General features: G+C 71.1%; 16 protein-coding genes. 3 read left to right on the top strand and 13 right to left on the bottom strand.

The features are described from left to right. Nucleotides 1-107: 107 nt before the first annotated feature. The 5 genes from ASF20_RS18130 to ASF20_RS18110 all read right to left on the bottom strand — a co-directional run bounded on the left by ASF20_RS18130 (nt 108) and on the right by ASF20_RS18110 (nt 5,015). On the bottom strand, nt 108-836 hold the full coding sequence (locus ASF20_RS18130) for an amino acid ABC transporter ATP-binding protein (RefSeq protein WP_056219417.1): 729 nt from the start codon (nt 834-836) through the stop codon (nt 108-110). 132 nt (nt 837-968) lie between these two features. After that, nucleotides 969-1,661, bottom strand: a complete 693-nt coding sequence (locus ASF20_RS18125) for an ABC transporter permease subunit (RefSeq protein WP_056218418.1) — start codon at nt 1,659-1,661, stop codon at nt 969-971. Between the two features lie 40 nt (nt 1,662-1,701). Continuing rightward, the gene (locus ASF20_RS18120; protein WP_056218421.1) at nt 1,702-2,424 is read right to left on the bottom strand and encodes an amino acid ABC transporter permease; all 723 of its coding nucleotides are present in this window, start codon (nt 2,422-2,424) and stop codon (nt 1,702-1,704) included. A 370-nt stretch (nt 2,425-2,794) separates the two neighbouring features. Beyond that, nucleotides 2,795-4,111, bottom strand: coding sequence for an MFS transporter (locus tag ASF20_RS18115; protein ID WP_056276420.1), 1,317 nt, complete (start codon nt 4,109-4,111; stop codon nt 2,795-2,797). Nucleotides 4,112-4,271: 160 nt separating this feature from the next. After that, on the bottom strand, nt 4,272-5,015 hold the full coding sequence (locus ASF20_RS18110; RefSeq protein WP_056276418.1) for a YggS family pyridoxal phosphate-dependent enzyme: 744 nt from the start codon (nt 5,013-5,015) through the stop codon (nt 4,272-4,274). 244 nt (nt 5,016-5,259) lie between these two features. On the opposite strand from ASF20_RS18110, the gene leuS reads away from it, so the two are divergent. The 3 genes from leuS (at nt 5,260) to holA (ending at nt 9,873) form a co-directional block, all read left to right on the top strand. Next, nucleotides 5,260-7,866, top strand: a complete 2,607-nt coding sequence (leuS, locus tag ASF20_RS18105) for a leucine--tRNA ligase (RefSeq protein ID WP_056276415.1) — start codon at nt 5,260-5,262, stop codon at nt 7,864-7,866. A gap of 413 nt (nt 7,867-8,279) precedes the next feature. Then, nucleotides 8,280-8,831, top strand: a complete 552-nt coding sequence (lptE, locus tag ASF20_RS18100) for an LPS assembly lipoprotein LptE (RefSeq protein WP_056276722.1) — start codon at nt 8,280-8,282, stop codon at nt 8,829-8,831. A 13-nt stretch (nt 8,832-8,844) separates the two neighbouring features. Next, nucleotides 8,845-9,873 (top strand): DNA polymerase III subunit delta, encoded by a 1,029-nt coding sequence (gene holA, locus ASF20_RS18095; protein ID WP_056218436.1) that lies wholly within the window; start codon nt 8,845-8,847, stop codon nt 9,871-9,873. Nucleotides 9,874-9,886: 13 nt separating this feature from the next. Here holA and ASF20_RS18090 read toward each other — a convergent pair whose 3' ends face one another. The 8 genes from ASF20_RS18090 to ASF20_RS18055 all read right to left on the bottom strand — a co-directional run. Next, nucleotides 9,887-10,786, bottom strand: coding sequence for a ParB/RepB/Spo0J family partition protein (locus tag ASF20_RS18090; RefSeq protein ID WP_056219423.1), 900 nt, complete (start codon nt 10,784-10,786; stop codon nt 9,887-9,889). A 72-nt stretch (nt 10,787-10,858) separates the two neighbouring features. Then, nucleotides 10,859-11,707, bottom strand: a complete 849-nt coding sequence (locus ASF20_RS18085; protein ID WP_056218438.1) for a ParA family protein — start codon at nt 11,705-11,707, stop codon at nt 10,859-10,861. Continuing rightward, the gene (rsmG, locus tag ASF20_RS18080) at nt 11,704-12,342 is read right to left on the bottom strand and encodes a 16S rRNA (guanine(527)-N(7))-methyltransferase RsmG (protein WP_056276410.1); all 639 of its coding nucleotides are present in this window, start codon (nt 12,340-12,342) and stop codon (nt 11,704-11,706) included. The genes ASF20_RS18085 and rsmG overlap by 4 nt, the downstream gene beginning before the upstream one ends. Continuing rightward, nucleotides 12,332-14,212 carry a tRNA uridine-5-carboxymethylaminomethyl(34) synthesis enzyme MnmG gene (gene mnmG / locus ASF20_RS18075; protein WP_056276407.1) on the bottom strand — a complete coding sequence of 627 codons (1,881 nt, stop codon included), beginning with the start codon at nt 14,210-14,212 and terminating at the stop codon, nt 12,332-12,334. The genes rsmG and mnmG overlap by 11 nt, the downstream gene beginning before the upstream one ends. Nucleotides 14,213-14,328: 116 nt before the next feature. Then, a complete protein-coding gene (gene mnmE, locus ASF20_RS18070) occupies nt 14,329-15,645 on the bottom strand; it encodes a tRNA uridine-5-carboxymethylaminomethyl(34) synthesis GTPase MnmE (protein WP_056276405.1) in 1,317 nt (438 codons plus the stop codon). Nucleotides 15,646-15,791: 146 nt separating this feature from the next. Then, nucleotides 15,792-17,132: a transcription termination factor Rho gene (gene rho / locus ASF20_RS18065; RefSeq protein WP_056218446.1), complete on the bottom strand. Its 1,341-nt coding sequence runs from the start codon at nt 17,130-17,132 to the stop codon at nt 15,792-15,794. Between the two features lie 250 nt (nt 17,133-17,382). Beyond that, entirely contained in the window at nt 17,383-18,063 is a 681-nt protein-coding gene (locus tag ASF20_RS18060) for a Smr/MutS family protein (protein WP_056276401.1), read from the bottom strand. Then, nucleotides 18,060-19,134: murein transglycosylase A (locus ASF20_RS18055; RefSeq protein ID WP_056276397.1), on the bottom strand; the 1,075-nt coding region annotated here is incomplete at its 5' end. The genes ASF20_RS18055 and ASF20_RS18060, both read right to left, overlap by 4 nt.

Raw genomic sequence — 19,134 nt, 5'->3', positions numbered from 1 at the left:
GAAGCCGAGTCGAAACGACGACGAGCCGGTTCCGTCTCGGCGGAACCGGCTCGTGCGAGCGCCGGGGGCAGGGGAGCGTTCGGGGCGCCGGACCCGGCGCGCGGCGCTCAATGCACCAGGATCTTCGACAGGAAGTTCTGGGCGCGCTCGGAGCGGGCGTTGGCGAAGAAGTCTTCCTTGGTGGCGTCCTCGACGATCTCGCCCTTGTCCATGAAGATCACGCGGTTCGCGACCTTGCGGGCAAAGCCCATCTCGTGGGTGACGCACATCATGGTCATGCCCTCGCGGGCGAGCTGGACCATGACGTCGAGCACCTCGCCGACCATCTCGGGATCGAGGGCCGAGGTCGGCTCGTCGAACAGCATCACCACCGGGTTCATGGCGAGCGCCCGGGCGATGGCCACGCGCTGCTGCTGGCCGCCCGAGAGCTGGCCGGGAAACTTCTTGGCATGGGCCGAGAGGCCGACCCGGTCGAGGAGCGCCAGGCCCGTCTTGAGGGCGGTGTCCTCGTCGCGCTTGAGCACCTTGCGCTGCGCCAGGGTCAGGTTCTCCGTGATGGAGAGGTGCGGGAACAGCTCGAAGTGCTGGAACACCATGCCGACCCGGGCCCGCAGCTTCGGCAGGTTGGTCTTCTTGTCGTGTACGGGCGTGCCGTCGACGACGATCTCGCCCTTCTGGAAGGGCTCGAGGGCGTTGACGCACTTGATCAGGGTCGACTTGCCGGAACCCGAGGGCCCGCAGACCACGACCACCTCGCCCTTGTTCACGGCGGTGCTGCAATCGGTGAGGACCTGGAAGTCGCCGTACCATTTGCTGACGGACTTCATGGTGATCATGGGCCCCGTGGTCACGGGGGCCTGGGCGGTGTTGAGCGACGTGGGGTTGGGCGACGTGGTCATGGCGGAAATCCTCGTCTGGGGTGCGGCGACGCCTCGTCCGGGGGAGGCCTGGACAGGGGAGGCCGGGCGTCAGCGGATGATGGCGATCTTCTTCTGGAGGCGGCGCACCGCCAGGGAGGCCACGAAGCAGACCGCGAAGTAGACCACGGCCGCGAACAGGTACATTTCCACGAGGCGGCCGTCGCGCTGGGCGATCTTCGAGGCCGCGCCGAGGAAGTCGGTCACCGAGAGGACGTAGACCAGCGAGGTGTCCTGGAAGAGGACGATGGTCTGGGTCAGCAGGATCGGCGTCATGTTGCGGAACACCTGGGGCAGGATCACGCTGCGCATCGAGGCGAAGTAGGTCAGGCCCAGCGCCGAGGCCGCCGCCGCCTGCCCCTTGGGGATCGACTGGATGCCGGCGCGCATGATCTCGGAGAAGTAGGCCGCCTCGAACAGGGTGAAGGTCACCAGCGACGAGGTGAAGGCGCCCACCGTCATCGGCCGGTCGGCGCCCGTGACCCACTGCCCGAGATAGGGCACCAGGAAGTAGAACCAGAAGATCACCAGCACGAGGGGCAGGGACCGCATCAGGTTGACGTAGCCCTTGGCCACCAGCGGGATCACCGGGATGCTGGAGAGCCGCATCATGGCGATGAGCGTGCCGAGCACGATGCCGCCGATGGCGGCGAGCGCCGTCAGCGTCAGGGTGAAGCGCATGCCGTCTAGGAACAGGTAGGGCAGCGCGGAGGTGATGACGGAGAAGTCGAAATTCGCGAGCATCGCGGCGATCCTTGAGGATGAGGAGGCGGAGGGCGGACCCTCAGCGATGGCCCGGGACGGCGACGCGGCGCTCGATCCAGCCGGAGGTGAAGATCACCACGACGTTGATCAGGACGTAGAGGACGGTGGCGGCGGTGAAGGCCTCGAACACCTGGAACGAGAATTCCTGCATGGCGCGGGCGCGGGCGGTGAGCTCGAGCAGGCCGATGGTGAGGGCGACCGAGGTGTTCTTGAGGTTGTTGAGGAATTCCGAGGTCAGCGGCGGGAGGATCATCCGGTAGGCGCTGGGCAGGAGCACGTAGCGGTAGGTCTGGTAGACCGTCAGGCCCATGGCGGTGCCGGCCATCTTCTGGCCGCGCGGCAGGGCCTGGATGCCGGCGCGCACCTGCTCGGCGACGCGGGAGGCGGTGAAGAAGCCCAGGCACACCACCGCCGTGTAGAACGGCGCGTTCGGCAGCTGCTTGATCCAGCCGCCCCAGGATTCGGGCAGCACCTCCGGCAGGACGAAGTACCAGAGGAACATCTGCACCAGCAGGGGGATGTTGCGGAACAGCTCGACGTAGGTCGTGCCGATGGTGTTGGCGACCTTGGAAGGCAGGGTCCGCATCACGCCGATGAGCGAGCCGAGGAAGAAGGCGATGACCCAGGCGCAGAGCGCCGTCACCACCGTCCACATCAGGCCCGAGAGGAGCATGTCCGCGTAGGTCCCGGTGCCTTCCGGGGAGGCTTCGAAGAAGATGCCCCAGTTCCAGTTGTAGTTCATCGCGTCGTCGTCCCCTGTGATCGGGCATCCGGGCGAGCGCCCGTGGCAGGCATGCGGGCGCGCGCCCGTGAATGTGGCGGTGCTGTGTCGGACAGTGCCGAGACCTTGAGCGGAAGGTCCAGGGCCTTGAGGGTCGCGCCCCGGTCCCACACTGACATTTCCAGAGATTTGCTGCTTTTCCGGGCATCCCCCGGCGCAGGCCATGCGACGGCCGTCGCCCCGCCCCACGGGGGCGGCGCGGCGGCCTTCCGGCGATTCGGCCGGGCATGGAGGGGGTTGGGACGGATCGGTCGGGACCCAGGGCGGCACATCGGTGCCCGTCCCAAGCATCATCCGGACCAGAGCCCGCGGGGGCGGGCCGGCCCGCGGCTCAGGCGCGGGCGGGTGTGGCCGCGGGAACACCCTGCGGGGCCGGCCGGCCCAGGGTGAGGATCAGCCCGGCGGCGGCGAGGCAGAGCGCCCCGGCGGCGAAGAAGGCCGGCAGGTAGCTCGCGAGTTCGGTCCGCGACAGGCCGGCCCCGTAGGCGATCGTCGCCGCGCCGAGCTGGTGGCCGGCGAAGACCCAGCCGAAGACGAGGTTGGCGCGCTCGCGCCCGAACCGCGCCGCGGTGAGCCGCACGGTGGGCGGCACCGTGGCGATCCAGTCGAGGCCGTAGAACACCGCGAACAGCGACAGGCCCACGAAGGAGAAGTCCGAGAACGGCAGGAACATCAGCGAGAGGCCGCGCAGGCCGTAGTACCAGAACAGGAGCCAGCGGTTGTCGTAGCGGTCGGAGAGCCAGCCCGAGGCCACGGTGCCGATGAAGTCAAACACGCCCATGGCCGCGAGCACGCTGGCCCCCTGCACCGGCCCGATGCCGTAATCGGCGCAGAGGGGGATGAAGTGGGTCTGGATCAGCCCGTTCGTGCTGGCCCCGCAGATGAAGAAGGTGGCGAACAGCACCCAGAACACGCGGGTGCCGGCGGCGTCCCGCAGGGCGGACAGGGCGCCGTTCGCACTCGGTCCCGGCATGGCCGGGAGCGCGAGGGGACGGGTCTCGCCGTAGGGCACGAGCCCGAGATCCTCCGGCCGGTCGCGCATCAGGGCGAGGACGCCGAGGCCCGCCGCGAGGAGGAGCGCGCAGATCACCAGGAGGGCGGCGCGCCAGCCGAGCGCCTCCGTGAGGGCGGCCAGCAGGGGCAGCACGACGAGCTGCCCGGTGGCGGAACTGGCGGTGAGGAGGCCGACCACGAGGCCGCGCGATCGCGAGAACCAGCGCGTCGCCACCGTTGCCGCCAGCACCAGGGCGGTGAGCCCCGTGCCGATGCCCACCACCACGCCCCAGAGCAGGACGAGCTGCCAGACCCGGGTCATGCCCAAGGAGGCCAGCAGGCCGCCGGCGATGAGCGCCAGGGCCAGGAGCACGATCCGGCGCGGGCCGTAGCGGTTCATCAGGGCGGCGGCGAAGGGGCCCATCAGGCCGAACAGGACGAGGCGCACGGCGAGCGCCGAGCCGATCGTCGCCGTGTCCCAGCCGAACTCCTTCTGCAGGGGCAGGATCAGCACCCCGGGGGCCCCGACGGCGCCCGCCGTCACCAGCATGGTCAGGAAGGTCACGGCAGCCACCGCCCAGCCGTAATGGACGCCGCGGCGGGCGAGGCCCGCCGCGACGGCGTCGGAGAGGCGAAGGGTGGGGTCGGTGGCCATGGCGCATCGCTCCGGAGCGCCGGCTGCCGAGGCGCTGCGCCCTCCATAGGGGCATGGACACGGATGAGCCAAGGGGCCCGGTCCCGCCGGCCCGGCCCGAGCGCGCTCGCGGCCTTGGCCGGCGCCCTGGCGGTGGACCGCGCCGGTGCGAGGCGGCGCCCTAGTCCCTGCGCGGGCGGGCGCCGAAGATCGCGGTGCCGACCCGGACATGGGTCGCGCCCATCTGGATCGCCGCGGGGTAGTCCGCGCTCATGCCCATGGAGAGGATCGGCAGGTTGTGGCGCTCGGCGATCCGGGCCAGCAGGGCGAAATGGGCCGAGGGCGGCGCCTCGGCGGGCGGGATGCACATCAGCCCCTGGATCGCGAGGCCGTGGGTCTCGCGGCACTCCGAGAGCAGGGTGTCGACCTGGGCCGAGGAGATGCCGCCCTTCTGCGGCTCGTCGCCGGTATTGACCTGGATCAGGAGCTTGGGCGCCCGTCCGACCCGCGCGATCTCCTTGGCGAGCGCCGCCGCGAGGGAGAGCCGGTCGAGGCCGTGGATGACGTCGAACAGCTCCACCGCCTCCCGGGCCTTGTTGGATTGCAGCGGGCCGACGAGGTGGAGCTCCACATCCGGGAAGCGCTCGCGCAGGGCTGGCCACTTGGCCTTCGATTCCTGGACGTAGTTCTCGCCGAACAGGCGCTGCCCGGCCTCGAGCGCCGGCAGGATGCCCGCGGCGGGAATCGTCTTCGACACCGCCACCAGGGCGACCGAGGCGGGGTCGCGCTCGGCATCCTCGGCCGCCTGGGCGATCTGGTGGCGCACCGCCGCGAGCCCGGCCACCACGTCGGCGGCGTTCGGGGGGGGCGGGGCGGCGTGGGGAGCGGCTTCGGGAGCGGCGTCGTCGGAGACTGTGTCGGCCATGCTGCCTCGCAGGGAAGGGGTTCGGTGAACCGGTCGGCCCGGGAACTACCATCCCGGGCGCGGGCCGCGAAGGACAACGCGCATCACGCCGACGGGGCCCCCGCGACGCGGCTCCCCCGGCGGGCGGGACGACCCGATCCGTGTTGACCCCTCCCCTCCCCGTGGTAGTCCGGCCCCCAGCCTCTCAGGGCGCGCCCGCACCGTGCGGGGCGCGCCCCTCACCCCCGAACCCCGGCGCCGGCCCATGACGACCACCCCCGCCCCCAAACCCGCTCCCGAGCGCTACAACGCCAAGGAGACAGAGCCGCGCTGGCAGCAGGCGTGGGATGCGGCGGCCATCTACGCCACGAAGAACGACGATCCGAAGCCGAAATACTACGTGCTGGAGATGTTCCCCTACCCGTCGGGGCGCATCCACATGGGCCACGTGCGCAACTACGCCATGGGCGACGTGGTGGCGCGCTACAAGCGGGCGCGGGGCTTCAACGTGCTGCACCCGATGGGCTGGGACGCCTTCGGCCTGCCGGCCGAGAACGCCGCCATGGAGCGCAAGGTCAACCCGCGCGACTGGACCTACGCCAACATCGCGACGATGCGCGGCCAGCTCCAGAGCATGGGCCTGTCGCTGGACTGGAGCCGGGAGATCGCGACCTGCGACCCCGAATACTACAAGCACCAGCAGCGCATGTTCCTCGACTTCCTGGCCAAGGGTCTGGTGACGCGCCGCACCGCGAAGGTGAACTGGGACCCGGTGGACCACACGGTGCTGGCCAACGAGCAGGTCATCGACGGGCGCGGCTGGCGCTCGGGCGCCCTGGTGGAGCAGCGCGAGCTGACCCAGTGGTTCTTCAAGATCACCGATTTCGCCCAGGACCTCTACGACGCCCTCGACGGCCTGGAGCGCTGGCCCGAGAAGGTCCGGGTGATGCAGAAGAACTGGATCGGCCGCTCGGAAGGGTTGGAGGTCCGCTTCGCCCTGGAGGCGCCGCCGGCCCATGTCGACCCCGAGGTGAAGGTCTACACGACGCGGCCCGACACCCTGTTCGGGGCGAAGTTCCTGGCCATCGCCGCCGACCACCCGATCGCCGCCGCCCTGGCCCCGGCCCACCCGGCCCTGCAGGGCTTCATCGAGGAATGCCGGCGCACGGGCACGGCCCAGGCCGCCATCGACACGGCGGAGAAGCTCGGCTTCGACACCGGCCTCAAGGTCCGCCACCCCCTCGACCCGTCCTGGCTGCTGCCGGTCTACGTCGCGAACTTCGTGCTCATGGACTACGGCACCGGCGCGGTGTTCGGCTGCCCGGCCCACGACCAGCGCGACCTCGACTTCGCCAACAAGTACGGGCTCGGCAACACACCCGTGGTCTGCCCGGAGGACCAGGACGCGGCCAGCTTCGTCATCACCGACACCGCCTATGACGGCGACGGGCGGATGATCCACTCGCGCTTCCTCGACGACATGACCACGGACGAGGCCTTCCACGCCGTGGCCAACCGCCTGGAGGTGGAGATCCTCGACGGAGAGCCGGTGGCGCAGCGCAAGGTGCAGTTCCGCCTGCGCGACTGGGGCGTCTCGCGCCAGCGCTACTGGGGCTGCCCCATCCCGATCATCCACTGCGAGGCCTGCGGGCCCGTGCCGGTGCCGGTGGCCGACCTGCCGGTGAAGCTCCCCGACACGGTTTCCTTCGACGTGCCCGGCAACCCCCTGGAGCGCGACCACGCCTGGCGCAACGTCCCCTGCCCCACCTGCGGGCAGCCGGCACGGCGCGAGACCGACACCATGGACACCTTCGTGGATTCGTCCTGGTACTATGCCCGCTTCACCGCCCCCTGGCTGCAGGACGCGCCCACCGACCGCGCCGCGGTCGACCAGTGGCTCGCCGTCGACCAGTATATCGGTGGCATCGAGCACGCGATCCTGCACCTGCTCTACGCCCGCTTCTTCATGCGGGCCATGAAGGCCACCGACTGGTCCGGCGTCTCGGAGCCCTTCGACGGCCTGTTCACGCAGGGCATGGTGGTCCACGAGACCTACAAGGATGCGGCCGGGGCCTGGGTGCCGCCGGCCGACATCCGGATCTCGGCCGAGTCCGGCACGCGGGAGGCGTTTCACGTGAAAACGGCGGCGCCGATCACGATCGGCGCCATCGAGAAGATGTCGAAGTCGAAGAAGAACGTCGTCGACCCGGACGACATCATCGCCAGCTACGGCGCCGACACCGCGCGCTGGTTCATGCTCTCCGACTCGCCGCCCGAGCGCGACGTGATCTGGACCGAGGACGGCGTCCAGGGCGCGGCCCGCTTCGTCCAGCGCGTCTGGCGTCTCGTCTCCCTGGCGAGCACCGTGGCGGCACCGGAGGCCGCCGGCGACGCCGCCCTGCGCAAGGCCGCCCACAAGGCCCTGGCCGCCGTGGAGGAGGATGTGGAGCGCCTGCGCTTCAACCGCTGCGTGGCGCACATCTACACCCTTGCCAACGCCCTCGACGAGGCCCTACGGGGCGGCGTCTCGCGGGCCGTCGCCGGGGAGGCGGCCGGGATCCTGACCCAGCTGATCGCCCCGATGATGCCGCATCTCGCCGAGGAATGCTGGCAGGCGCTGGGCCGCGACGGCCTGGCCGCGCAGGCGGCCTGGCCGAAGGTCGAGCGCGCGCTCCTCGTGGAGGACAGCGTCACCCTCCCCGTCCAGCTCAACGGCAAGAAGCGGGCGGACGTCACGGTGCCGCGCAGCGCCGACGTGGCGGCGGTTCAGGCCCTGGTCCTGGCCGACGAGGCGGTGCAGCGGGCTCTGGAGGGCCGTAGCCCGAAGAAGGTCATCGTGGTGCCGGGCCGGATCGTGAACCTCGTCGTCTGATCGAGGAGACCGCGCTCCGGCTTCCGGCGGGCGGAACGGGGCCTGGCACAGCGCCCGGCCTTCCCAACGCTGAGATTCGGTTCGGCGCACGCGACGCAGCCCTCCTCCCCAGCGGATCTCGGGCCTGCCCGACATCCATGGCACTTGCGGGAAGGCGTTGGAGGCGGGGGTGGTTGGGCGACCCTCGCGTTGCGGAGGCAAGTGGAACCGCCCCGACCCCCGACCCCGCCCCTTTAAGAGGGAGGGGGACGCCCACATTGTCCACACCCCCGATCCGGCGACCATGATCCTGCCGGATAGGAAACGTAAAGCTTGGCGCGAATAGGCTGTCGTCGAACTCCGGTTCGCCGTACAGACGGGCGGGACGAGACAGCGGGACGGCAGCGGGCATGATGCGCTTGGCAAACGGGGCGATGGCGGTTCGGGTCGCGGCAACCGGTTCGGTCGGCCGGGCCGTGCGGGTCGCGGCCGTCGCCGCCCTGGCGCTCAACCTGTCGGCCTGCTTCCGCCCCCTCTACGGCCCCACCGCCTCCGGCGAGCCCATGGCCGCCCTCCTCGCCTCCGTCCAGGTGGACGACGTGGCGATGGCGCAGGGCCAGGAGCGCCTGGGGCATTACCTGCGCAGCGAACTCATCTTCGATCTCGACGGCTCGGGCCAGCCCTCCGCCAAGCGCTATCGCCTGAAGATGCAGGGCAGCGAGTCGGTGCAGACCCCGATCGTCTCCTCGCAGACCGGTCGCGCCGAGGCCGGCACCATCGTCGGAACCGTGAAATACGCCCTGGAAGACCTGAGCGGCACGAAGATCATCAGCGAGGGCGTGGCGACCTCCACCGCCACCTACGACCGCTCGATCCAGCGCTTCGCCAGCCTGCGGGCCGCCCGTGACGCCGAGATCCGCCTCGCCAAGGTCCTGGCCGAGCAGATCAAGACCCGCATCGCCTCCGTGCTGGTGACGAAGCCCTGAGCGGGACGGGCGCGTGACCGCCGTCAAGGCCGGAGACGTCGACGGGCTGATCCGGCGCGGGCCCGATCCGCGCATCGCGATCCTCCTCGTCTACGGCCCGGATACGGGCCTCGTCTTCACCCGCGCCAAGGCGCTGGCGGAAGCCTTCGTCAGCGATCCGGGCGACCCCTTCGCCATGGTGAAGATCGACGGTGACGTGCTGGCCCAGGACCCCGGCCGCCTCGTGGACGAGGCCGGCACGGTCGGGCTCTTCGGCGGCACCCGCACCATCTGGGTCCGGTCCGGCAGCCGCAACTACGCCCCCGCCGTCGAGGCCGCCCTGAAGGCCGAGATCCAGAACGCCCGCATCGTGGTGGAGGGCGGCGACCTCGCCAAGAGCGCGCCCTTGCGGACGCTCTGCGAGAAGTCGCCGAAGGCCCTCGCCCTGCCCTGCTATCCCGACGACGAGCGGGCCTTGGGCGACCTCATCGACCGCACCCTGCAGGACCAGGGCCTGCGCATCGCCCGCGAGGCGCGGGACGTGCTCGCCACCAGCCTCGGCGGTGACCGCGGCGCCAGCCTGTCGGAGATCGAGAAGCTCGCCCTCTACGCCCGTGGCCAGAGCCAAGTGAGCCTCGACGATGTCGAGGCGGTGGTCAGCGACGTCGCCGGCAGCGTGCTCAACACCCTGATCGATGCGGCCTTCGCGGGGCGCAGCGGCGAGGTCGAGCGCGATTATCGCCGCTTCCGCCACGAGGGCATGGATCCCTCGGTGATGCTCGGCTCGGCCCTGCGGCACGCCCTGACGCTCCTGGCCACGCGGCTCGCCGGGGAGGGGCAGAGTGCCAGCCTGATGGTGGCGAACTGGCGTGGCCTGCATTTCCGGCGGAAAGCCCTGGTGGAGACCCAGCTCGCCCGCTGGTCGCCCCCGGCCCTGCGCCACGCGATCCAGCTGTTGCAGGACTCCGTCCTGGCCTGCCGCCGCGCGGACCCGGACCTGGCCCACGCGCATGCCTCGAGCACCCTCCTGCGCATCGCCGGCGAGGCGGCCCGGCGGCGTTAGCGATCGGTCTGGCTCAGGCCTCCGCCTGCCCCAGGTTGAAGCGCTGGCACAGGGCTTCGAGCTCGGCCGCGTTCTCGTAGCGGATGCGGATCTCCCCCGCCCCGGCCACCTTCGACTTGACGGCCACCGTCATGCCGAGGGCGCGGGCCATGGCCTGCTCCAAGGTGCGGATCTCCGCATCCTTCTCGGCCGCGCGCCGGGGCCGGCCGGGGCGGGGGCCGTCGCCCTCCGGCACCTCGGCGGAGGCCAAGGCCTCAACCTCGCGGACCGACAGGCCCTCCTCCACGATCCGGCGGGCAACGCCCTCGGCATCCCGCACGGCCAGGAGCGCGCGGGCATGGCCGGCCGTGATCTCACCGGCCACGACCCGGTCCTGAATCGTCGGGGCGAGCTGGAGCAGCCGAAGGGTGTTGGCGAGGTGGCTGCGGCTCTTGCCGAGGATCTCCGCGAGCTCGCTCTGGCTGTACTGGAACTCGCTCATCAACCGCTCGTAGCCCGCGGCCTCCTCGATGGCGTTGAGGTCCGTGCGCTGGACGTTCTCCAGGATGGCAAATTCGAGGGAGGTCCGATCGTCGATCTCCACCGTGACCACCGGCACTTCGTGGAGCCCGGCCCGCTGGGCCGCGCGCCAGCGGCGCTCGCCGGCGACGATCTCGTAGGTGTCCGGCACGCCGGCCAGGGCCCGGACCACGATGGGCTGGATGATGCCGCGCAGCTTGATCGAAGCCGACAGCTCCTCGAGGTCGGATTCGTGGAAGCGGCGGCGCGGGTTGCGCGGGTTGGGACGCAGGAATTCCACCGCGACCTTGCGCTGCTCCTGAGACTTGCTCGCCGCAGCACTGTCATCGCCGAAATCGCCGATCAGGGCCGCGAGGCCGCGCCCGAGCCTGGGCCGCACCACATCATCCGCCATCGCCACCTGCTTCAACTCCGAACCTTCGGGAAACGCTTGTCACACACCGGGGGCAGGGGGCCCCCGCATCGGTCACGCGGCGACGGGCAGACGCCCCTCGCGCTGGATGATCTCGGAGGCGAGGCGCAAATAGGCCTGCGAGCCCGCACATTTGAGATCGTAGAGCAGCACGGGCTTGCCGTGCGACGGCGCCTCGGACACGCGGACGTTGCGGGGAATCATGGTCTCGTAGACCTTCTCCCCCATGAAGCTGCGCACATCCGCCACCACCTGCGCCGACAGGTTGTTGCGGGGATCGAACATGGTCAGGACGATGCCCTGGATGGTGAGGCGCGGATTGAGGGCGCCCCGCACCTGCTCCACCGTGCGCAGCAGCTGGCTCAAGCCTTCGAGGGCGAAGAACTCGCATTGCAGGGGGACCAGCACCGCGTCGGAGGCCGCCAGGGCGTTGATCGTCAGCAGGTTCAGGGAGGGCGGGCAGTCGATCAGCACGTAGGTGACACCCGCCGTGGCGCCGACCTCGCCGACGCCCTTCAGCACGTTGCGCAGGCGATGGGCGCGGTCCGGCGCGCTCGCCATCTCCAGCTCCAGGCCGAGGAGGTCCATGGTGGAGGGGGCCACCATCAGGCGCGGCACCGCGGTGGGGATGCAAGCCTGCCCCAGGGACGCCTCGCCGGCGAGCACGTGGTAGGTCGAGACCTTGCGCTGGCGGCGATCGATGCCGAGACCCGTGGAGGCGTTTCCCTGCGGATCGAGGTCGATCACCAGGACGCTCTCGCCGATGGCCGCCAGAGCGGTGCCGAGGTTGATCGCCGTCGTCGTCTTGCCGACGCCCCCCTTCTGGTTGGCCAGGGCCAGGATGCGCAGCGGCCGATCCGGATGCGCTCCGGTCGTCGGTACGGCAGTCGGATCGCTTGTCATGAATCCACGCGAGATAGGGTCGTGACGCGGACGATCCGCGCTTCCGACTCGGTTCGGCTCGGCACGAGATCGTAAACGAATCTCCACCGTTGCGCGGCCTCGGTCAATTCCGATTGGACATCCCGTCCTTTCGGAAACAGGCCGACCGTGCCGGTTGTCAACAGCGGCTCCGCCCAGGCGAGCAGCTGGGCGAGGGGGGCGAGCGCCCGGGCGCAGACCACCGCGGCGCCGCGATGCGTGCCGATGACCTGCTCGATCCGGGCGTTGTGCACCGTCGCAGGCGCGCCGGTGAGGCGCGCGGTCTCGGTGAGGAAGGCGCATTTGCGCGCATTGCTCTCGACGAGATCGACCCGAAACCCGGGACGCTCCCGGCCCGCAATGGCAAGGACGAGGCCGGGGAGTCCCGCCCCCGCCCCAAGGTCCAGCCAGGTGTCGGCCTCCGGCGCGAGCTCACGAAGCTGGAGCGCGTCGGCAATGTGGCGGGTCCAGACCTCAGACAGGGTGGCCGGTCCGACCAGATTCTTGACCGTCTGCCAGCGCCGCAGCTGGTCGACATAGAGATCGAGGCGCCGCGCTGTTTCACGTGAAACCCCCGCAGCGGCCAGGACCCGATCGCGGTCGCGATCAGAGGCCATGGGAGGCCCCACGCTCGGCCCGGCGGGCATGGGCGGCGAGGAGCGTAAGGGCGGCGGGGGTCACGCCCTCGATGCGGGCCGCCTGCCCCAGGGTTCCCGGACGCACGGCTTCGAGCTTCAGCCGCATCTCGTTCGACAACCCGGGAATGCCCGCATAGTCCAGGCGGATCGGCAGGGCCACGGCCTCGTCCCGCCGGAAGGCGGCGATGTCGGCCCGCTGCCGGTCGAGATAGACGGCGTAGGTGGCGTCGGTGCAGAGCCGCTCGGCCACGCGGGGCGGGACCGCCGCGAGTTCCGGCCAGACCGCGCAGAGGCGCGCCCAGTCGATGTCCGAGTAGGACAGGAGCTGGAAGGCGCTGCGGCGGATGCCGTCCTGGTTGAGCGCGATACCGACGGCTCCGGCCTGGTTCGGGCTGAGACTCAGGCGGTCGAGCTGCGCGCGCGCGGCCTCGAGGGCCGTCTGCCCGGCGGCGAAATGCGCGGCGCGGTGCCGCCCGACGCAGCCGAGGGCGGCGCCCTTCGGCGTTAGGCGCTCGTCGGCATTGTCGATGCGCAGGGAGAGCCGGTATTCCGAGCGCGAGGTGAACATGCGGTAGGGCTCGCTCACCCCATGGGTAACGAGATCGTCGATCATCACGCCGAGGTAGGATTCGGCCCGGTCGAAGGTGGCGAGGGCCGAGCCGCCGGCGTGGCGGGCCGCGTTGATGCCAGCCACGAGCCCCTGCCCCGCCGCTTCCTCGTAGCCGGTGGTGCCGTTGATCTGCCCGGCCAGGAACAGGCCCGGCAGGCGCTTGGCCTGGAGGGTCGCGTCGAGTTCGCGGGGGTCCACGTAGTCGTACTCGATGGCGTAACCCGGCCGCAGGATCGCGGCGCGCTCCAGCCCGGGGATCAGCGCGATGACCTCGCGCTGGACGCTCTCGGGCAGCGCGGTGGAGATGCCATTGGGGTAGACGGTCGGGTCGTCCAGGCCTTCCGGTTCGAGGAAGATCTGGTGGCCCTCGCGATCCCCGAAGCGCACCACCTTGTCCTCGATGGACGGGCAGTAGCGCGGCCCCCGGCTGGCGATGCCGCCGGAATACATCGGCGAGCGGTGCAGGTTGGCGCGGATGAGGTCGTGGACCGCCTGGGTCGTGCGGGTGATGCCGCACTGGATCTGCGGCGTGGTGATCCGCTCGGTAAGGGTCGAGAACGGGACGGGGTCCGCGTCGGCCGACTGCATCTCCAGGCCGGACCAGTCGATGGTGCGCCCGTCGAGGCGGGCCGGCGTGCCGGTCTTCAGGCGGCCAAGGGCGAAACCGGCGCGGTCCAGTGTCCGGGCCAAGCCCACGGACGGCCCCTCGCCAATCCGACCGGCGGGGATCTGGGTCTCGCCGATATGGATGAGGCCGCGCAGGAAGGTGCCGGTGGTCAGCACGACGGCGGCGCAGGGGAGGGTGCGCCCATCGGCCAGGATCACCCCCGAGACGCGTCCCCCGGCGAGGGCGAGGTCGGCCACCTCCCCTTCGATCACCGCCAGGTTCGCGGTCCCGGCGATGGCCGCCTGCATGGCGCGGGCGTAGAGCTTGCGATCAGCCTGGGTGCGGGGACCGCGGACCGCGGGACCCTTGCGTCGGTTGAGGAGCCGGAACTGAATGCCGGCCGCGTCGGCGACCCGCCCCATCAGGCCGTCGAGGGCATCGACTTCGCAGACCAGATGACCCTTGCCCAGACCGCCGATGGCGGGATTGCAGGACATGGCACCGATGGTGGCGGCCTGATGGGTCACGAGGGCCGTCCGCGCGCCGATCCGGGCCGCGGCGGCCGCTGCCTCGACGCCGGCATGGCCTCCACCGACGACGATCACGTCGTAGGAATCAGGGGTGTGGTGCATGGGATCGATTAAGCGGCTAGCGCGCCGATGGTCAATCGATGGTTCGACCACGGCGTGGTTTTCACGTGAAAACGCCGCCCCGTGGTCCCGGGGTCACAGGCCGGGGTCGACCCGGCTCACTTGCCGATGCAGAAGCCGGAGAACAGCCGATCCAGCATCTCCTCGACGCTCACATGCCCTGCCACTTCGCCCAGCGCGCGCACGGCGAGCCGGAGATCCTCGGCGGCGAGCTCGGGCAGGGCCGCCCCCGCCAGCAGGCGGTCGAGATCCTCGCGGCAGCGGGTCAGCCCCAGCCGGTGGCGTTCGCGGGTGATCAGGGCATCGCCGCTCCCGACTGCTCGGGAAGCCTCGGCCTCGATGGCCGCCAGCAATCCGTCCAGGCCCGCGCCGGTGATCGCCGAGATGCCGATTGCGCTCTCCGGCACGCCGACGGCAGGCTCGAGGTCGCGCTTGGTCCGCACGCGGAGCATCGGTCCCTCCGGCATCGGCTCGAGCGTGGTCGCCGGCGCGTCCGGGCCGTCGAGCATCACGACGAGGTCGGCCTGCCGCATCCGGGCCCGTGTGCGGCGGATGCCCTCCGCCTCAATGGCATCGCCCGCCTCGCGCAGGCCGGCGGTGTCGACCAGGATCACCGGCAAGCCGCCGAGGTCGCAGCGGACCTCAATGACGTCGCGGGTGGTGCCGGGGATGGCCGAGACGATGGCCGCCTCGCGCCGGCTCAGGGCGTTCAGCAGCGTCGACTTGCCGGCATTGGGTGGTCCGGCCAGGACCACGGTGAAACCATCCCGCAGGCGCTCGCCGCGCCGGGCATCGGCCAGGACCGTTGCGATCTCGTCGCGGATCGCGCGGACCTTCTGCGCCAGGGCGGCGTCCAGGGCCGCGTCGTCGACGTCCCCTTCGTCGGAGAAATCGAGGGCCGCCTCGACGCCCGCGAGGAGATCGATGAGGCGTGCGCGCCAATCGGCCACCCGCCCGCCCAGGGCCCCATCGAGCTGGCGCAGGGCCTGGCGTCGCTGCGCCTCGGTCTCGGCATCGATGAGGTCGGCGATCCCCTCGGCTTCGGTGAGGTCCAGACGGCCGTTGAGGAAGGCCCGGCGGGTGAAGGCCCCGGGCTCGGCCGGTCGACAGTGCGGGATCTCGGCCAGAGCTTGCAGGACCGCGCTGCGAACGGCCAGGCCGCCATGCAGGTGCAGCTCCACCATGTCCTCGCCGGTGAAGCTGGCGGGGCCCGGCATCCAGGCGACGAGGGCCTGGTCGAGCGGCGTGCCGTCGGGGCTGCGCAGCGTGCGCAGGGACAGGCGGCGGGGCGGGGGGAGGGGGCCGGCGAGGGTGTGAATCACCGCGGCCGAGGCCGGTCCGGAGATCCGGATGACGCTGACCGCCGATCGACCCGGGCCGGTGGCAGGCGCGTAGAGGGTGGGGGTTTCGGTCATCGGCGCGGCGCCCCGGACGCCAATCCCTGACGCGTCAGGCAATCATTAACCAGCTAACAAACTTGTTTCAGCCGGAAATCTTCGAGCGGGCGAGGGCACCGACCGGACCCGTAGGCTGATGCCGCGCGGGTCCGGCCGGGTCGGTCTCAGGTGTTCATCGAGTCGAAGAAGTCGTTGTTGCTCTTGGTCTGGCGCAGCTTGTCCATGAGGAACTCGATCGCGTCGGTGACGCCCATCGGGTTGAGGATGCGGCGCAGGACGTAGGTCTTCTTGAGCGCATCCGGCGGCACCAGGAGCTCTTCCTTGCGGGTGCCCGAGCGGGTGATGTCGATGGCCGGGAAGATGCGCTTGTCGGAGACCTTGCGGTCGAGAATGATCTCGGAGTTGCCGGTGCCCTTGAACTCCTCGAAGATCACCTCGTCCATGCGCGAGCCGGTGTCGATGAGCGCGGTGGCGATGATCGAGAGCGAGCCGCCCTCCTCGATGTTGCGGGCGGCACCGAAGAAGCGCTTCGGGCGCTGCAGGGCGTTGGCGTCGACGCCGCCCGTGAGCACCTTGCCGGAGGACGGCACCACGGTGTTGTAGGCCCGGCCCAGGCGGGTGATCGAATCGAGCAGGATGACCACGTCACGGCCATGCTCCACGAGGCGCTTGGCCTTCTCGATCACCATCTCGGCGACCTGCACGTGGCGGGTGGCCGGCTCATCGAAGGTCGAGGCGATGACCTCGCCCTTCACCGAGCGGATCATGTCGGTGACTTCCTCGGGGCGCTCGTCGATGAGCAGCACGATGAGGTAGCATTCCGGGTGGTTGATGGTGATCGACTGCGCGATGTTCTGCATCAGCACGGTCTTGCCGGTGCGCGGCGGCGCCACGATCAGGGCGCGCTGGCCCTTGCCGATGGGGGCGACGATGTCGATGATCCGCGGCGAGAAATCCTTCTTGGGCGGATTGTCCAGTTCGAGCTTGAAGCGCTGCGTCGGGAAGAGCGGCGTCAGGTTGTCGAAATGGACCTTGTGCTTGATCTTCTCCGGGTTCTCGAAGTTGATCGTGTTGACCTTGAGCAGCGCGAAGTAGCGCTCGCCGTCCTTGGGTCCGCGGATCGGCCCCTCGACGGTGTCGCCGGTGCGCAGGCCGAAGCGCCGGATCTGGGTCGGCGAGATGTAGATGTCGTCGGGGCCCGGCAGGTAGTTCGAATCGGACGAGCGCAGGAAGCCGAAGCCGTCCTGCAGCACCTCGACGGTGCCCGCCCCGATGATCTCGACCTCCTTGGCAGCGAGCTGCTTCAGGATGGCGAACATCAGTTCCTGCTTGCGCATGGTCGAGGCGTTCTCGACCTCGACCTCTTCGGCGAAGGCGATCAGGTCGGTCGGCGTCCTGGACTTGAGGTCCTGGAGCTTGACCTCGCGCATGCCGTCGAGATCGGCGGCGACGATTCCGCCCTCGGCCGGGCTTTCCACGGGGAGGGTCTCGTACGGTGACGTCATGGGGGATTCAGAACCGGCGGGAAGGGCGAGGCGGGGCAGAGGGTCGGACGGGGCAGTCGGGGAGTTTGGTCGCCGGGCGCCGTTTCGGCGCCGATCAGTCGGTCCGTCCTGGGGAAAGACGGCTCCGCGCATCGTCTTGGCGGAGCCAGAGGCTCACGGATGCAACACGGCGTAACGAGGAGAGGCCTCAGCGGTAGCGCGTTTCCCGGCTTTTCGCAAGGTCCGTCCGTCGGGGCTCCGCCAGGGGCCCTCAGCGGCGGCGCAGGCGGACGTAGAGGGCCCCGGCACCGCCGTGGTGGCGGGCCGCCTCCTCGAAGCCGAGGACCACGGTGCGCAGCTCCGGCGCGCGCAGCCAGTGGGGCACGCTGCGGCGGAGCACGCCGCGCTCGGAGAAGGCGTCGTCGTAGGTCGGGCCGCCCTTGCCGGTGACCACGAGGACGTGGGTGTGGCCCGACGCCCGGGCCCGCATCAGGAAGCCGATCAGCGCCCCGTGCGCCTCCGCCTGGTACATCCCGTGGAGATCGATCCGGGCATCGACCTGGAGGGCGCCCCGGCGCAGGGCAAGGCGGACGCGGCGCTCGAGACCGGGCGCGGTCGGCGGTGCCGGTGCCAGGACGGGGGCCGGCGGCGCCGGCGGCGGGTTCGGCTTCAGCGCCGCGCGCTTGGCCAGCGTCCGGGGCATCGGTTTCGGGGGCGCGGGCTTGGCGGGACCCGAGTTGGTGATGGCGGACTTGGCGATGGCGGACTTGGCGGGGACGACCTTGGACGACGCCCCCGCGGGCGTCGCCGGGGCCGGCGTGGCGGCGGCCGGCTTGCCCGCCGCGCCCCGCCCCGCGAGGCGGCCGCGCAGGGGCGTGATCAGCCGGGCGATCTCGCCCCACAGATAGGCGTCCTCCCCGGAGAGGCCGCGCGGGCGCCGGGGCGTCTTCATGGGGCGGACGTCCCGGATTTCGGGAGCAGGACGACGAAGCCGACGGCGTCGCGCAGGTTGCCGGCGGCGATCCCCGCCTCCGCGCCGGTGCCGAGATAGAGGTCGCCGCGCGCCGGGCCGACGATGGCCGACCCCGTGTCGGCGGCGACGACGAGGCGCCCCGGCTCGGCGGATCCGGCGATCCGGCCCTCGAGCCAGAACGGCAGGCCGTAGCGCCAGAGGGTGGCGTCAACCGCGAGGTTGCGGCCGGGGCTGAGGGGCACGCCGGCCCCGCCGGGCGGCCCGAGCGTCGGGTCGTCGATCTCGGCCAGGCGGAAGAAGATGTAGGAGGCGTTGGCCCGCATCAGCCGGGCGGCGTGCCGGGGGTTGGCCCGCAGCCAGCCGGTCCAGCGGGCCAGGGTAAGGCCGTCGAGGGGCAGGTGCCCCTCCGTCACGATGAGCTTGCCGATGGAGGTGTAGGGCCGGCCGTTGCGGCCGTCGTAGAGGACCCGGACGGAGCGCCCGTCGGTCAGGCGGACCCGGCCGGAGCCCTGGACCTGGAGCACGAACAGGTCGACGGCGTCGCGCAGGTAGAGGAGGGGGCGGGCGCGGGCGCCCAGGGCGCCGTCCTCGATCGCGGCCCGATCGGGATAGGCCTCGAAGCCGTCGCCGGTCCGGCGCGCGGCGCGCAAGGACGGGTCGAGGCCGGGCCGCGTCTCGCCGGGCTCCAGGCTGACGAGGTCGTCGGGCCGGGCCAGCACCGCGGCGGTGAAATCCGGGCTCGGGGTGACGGCGCCGACGAGTTCCGGCTCGAAGTAACCGGTGAGGAAGCCCGTGCGCTGCTCGGGCTTGCCCCCGGCCGGAGGCCTGACGATTCGGTAGGGCGTGAAGGCTTCGGCGAAGAAGCGGGCCGCCGCGGCGTCAGCCACAGGCTCGGACACGGTCTCGGCCCGGGCGCAGGCGGTCCGGAGCGCCTCGGGCGCGCCCGCGACGGTGGCGGGCTGGGGCGTCCCCGGCGGGGTCCGGCAGGTCCGGCGGAAGGCCGCGAGCGCCGCGCCGGCGTCGGGGCCGGGAAACCCCGGCAGCGAGGCG

The sequence above is a fragment of the Methylobacterium sp. Leaf88 genome, assembly GCF_001422795.1.
Lineage (GTDB): Bacteria > Pseudomonadota > Alphaproteobacteria > Rhizobiales > Beijerinckiaceae > Methylobacterium.
Note: the sequence above shows the minus strand (reverse complement) of the source record. Positions and strands in the feature narration are given on the sequence as shown.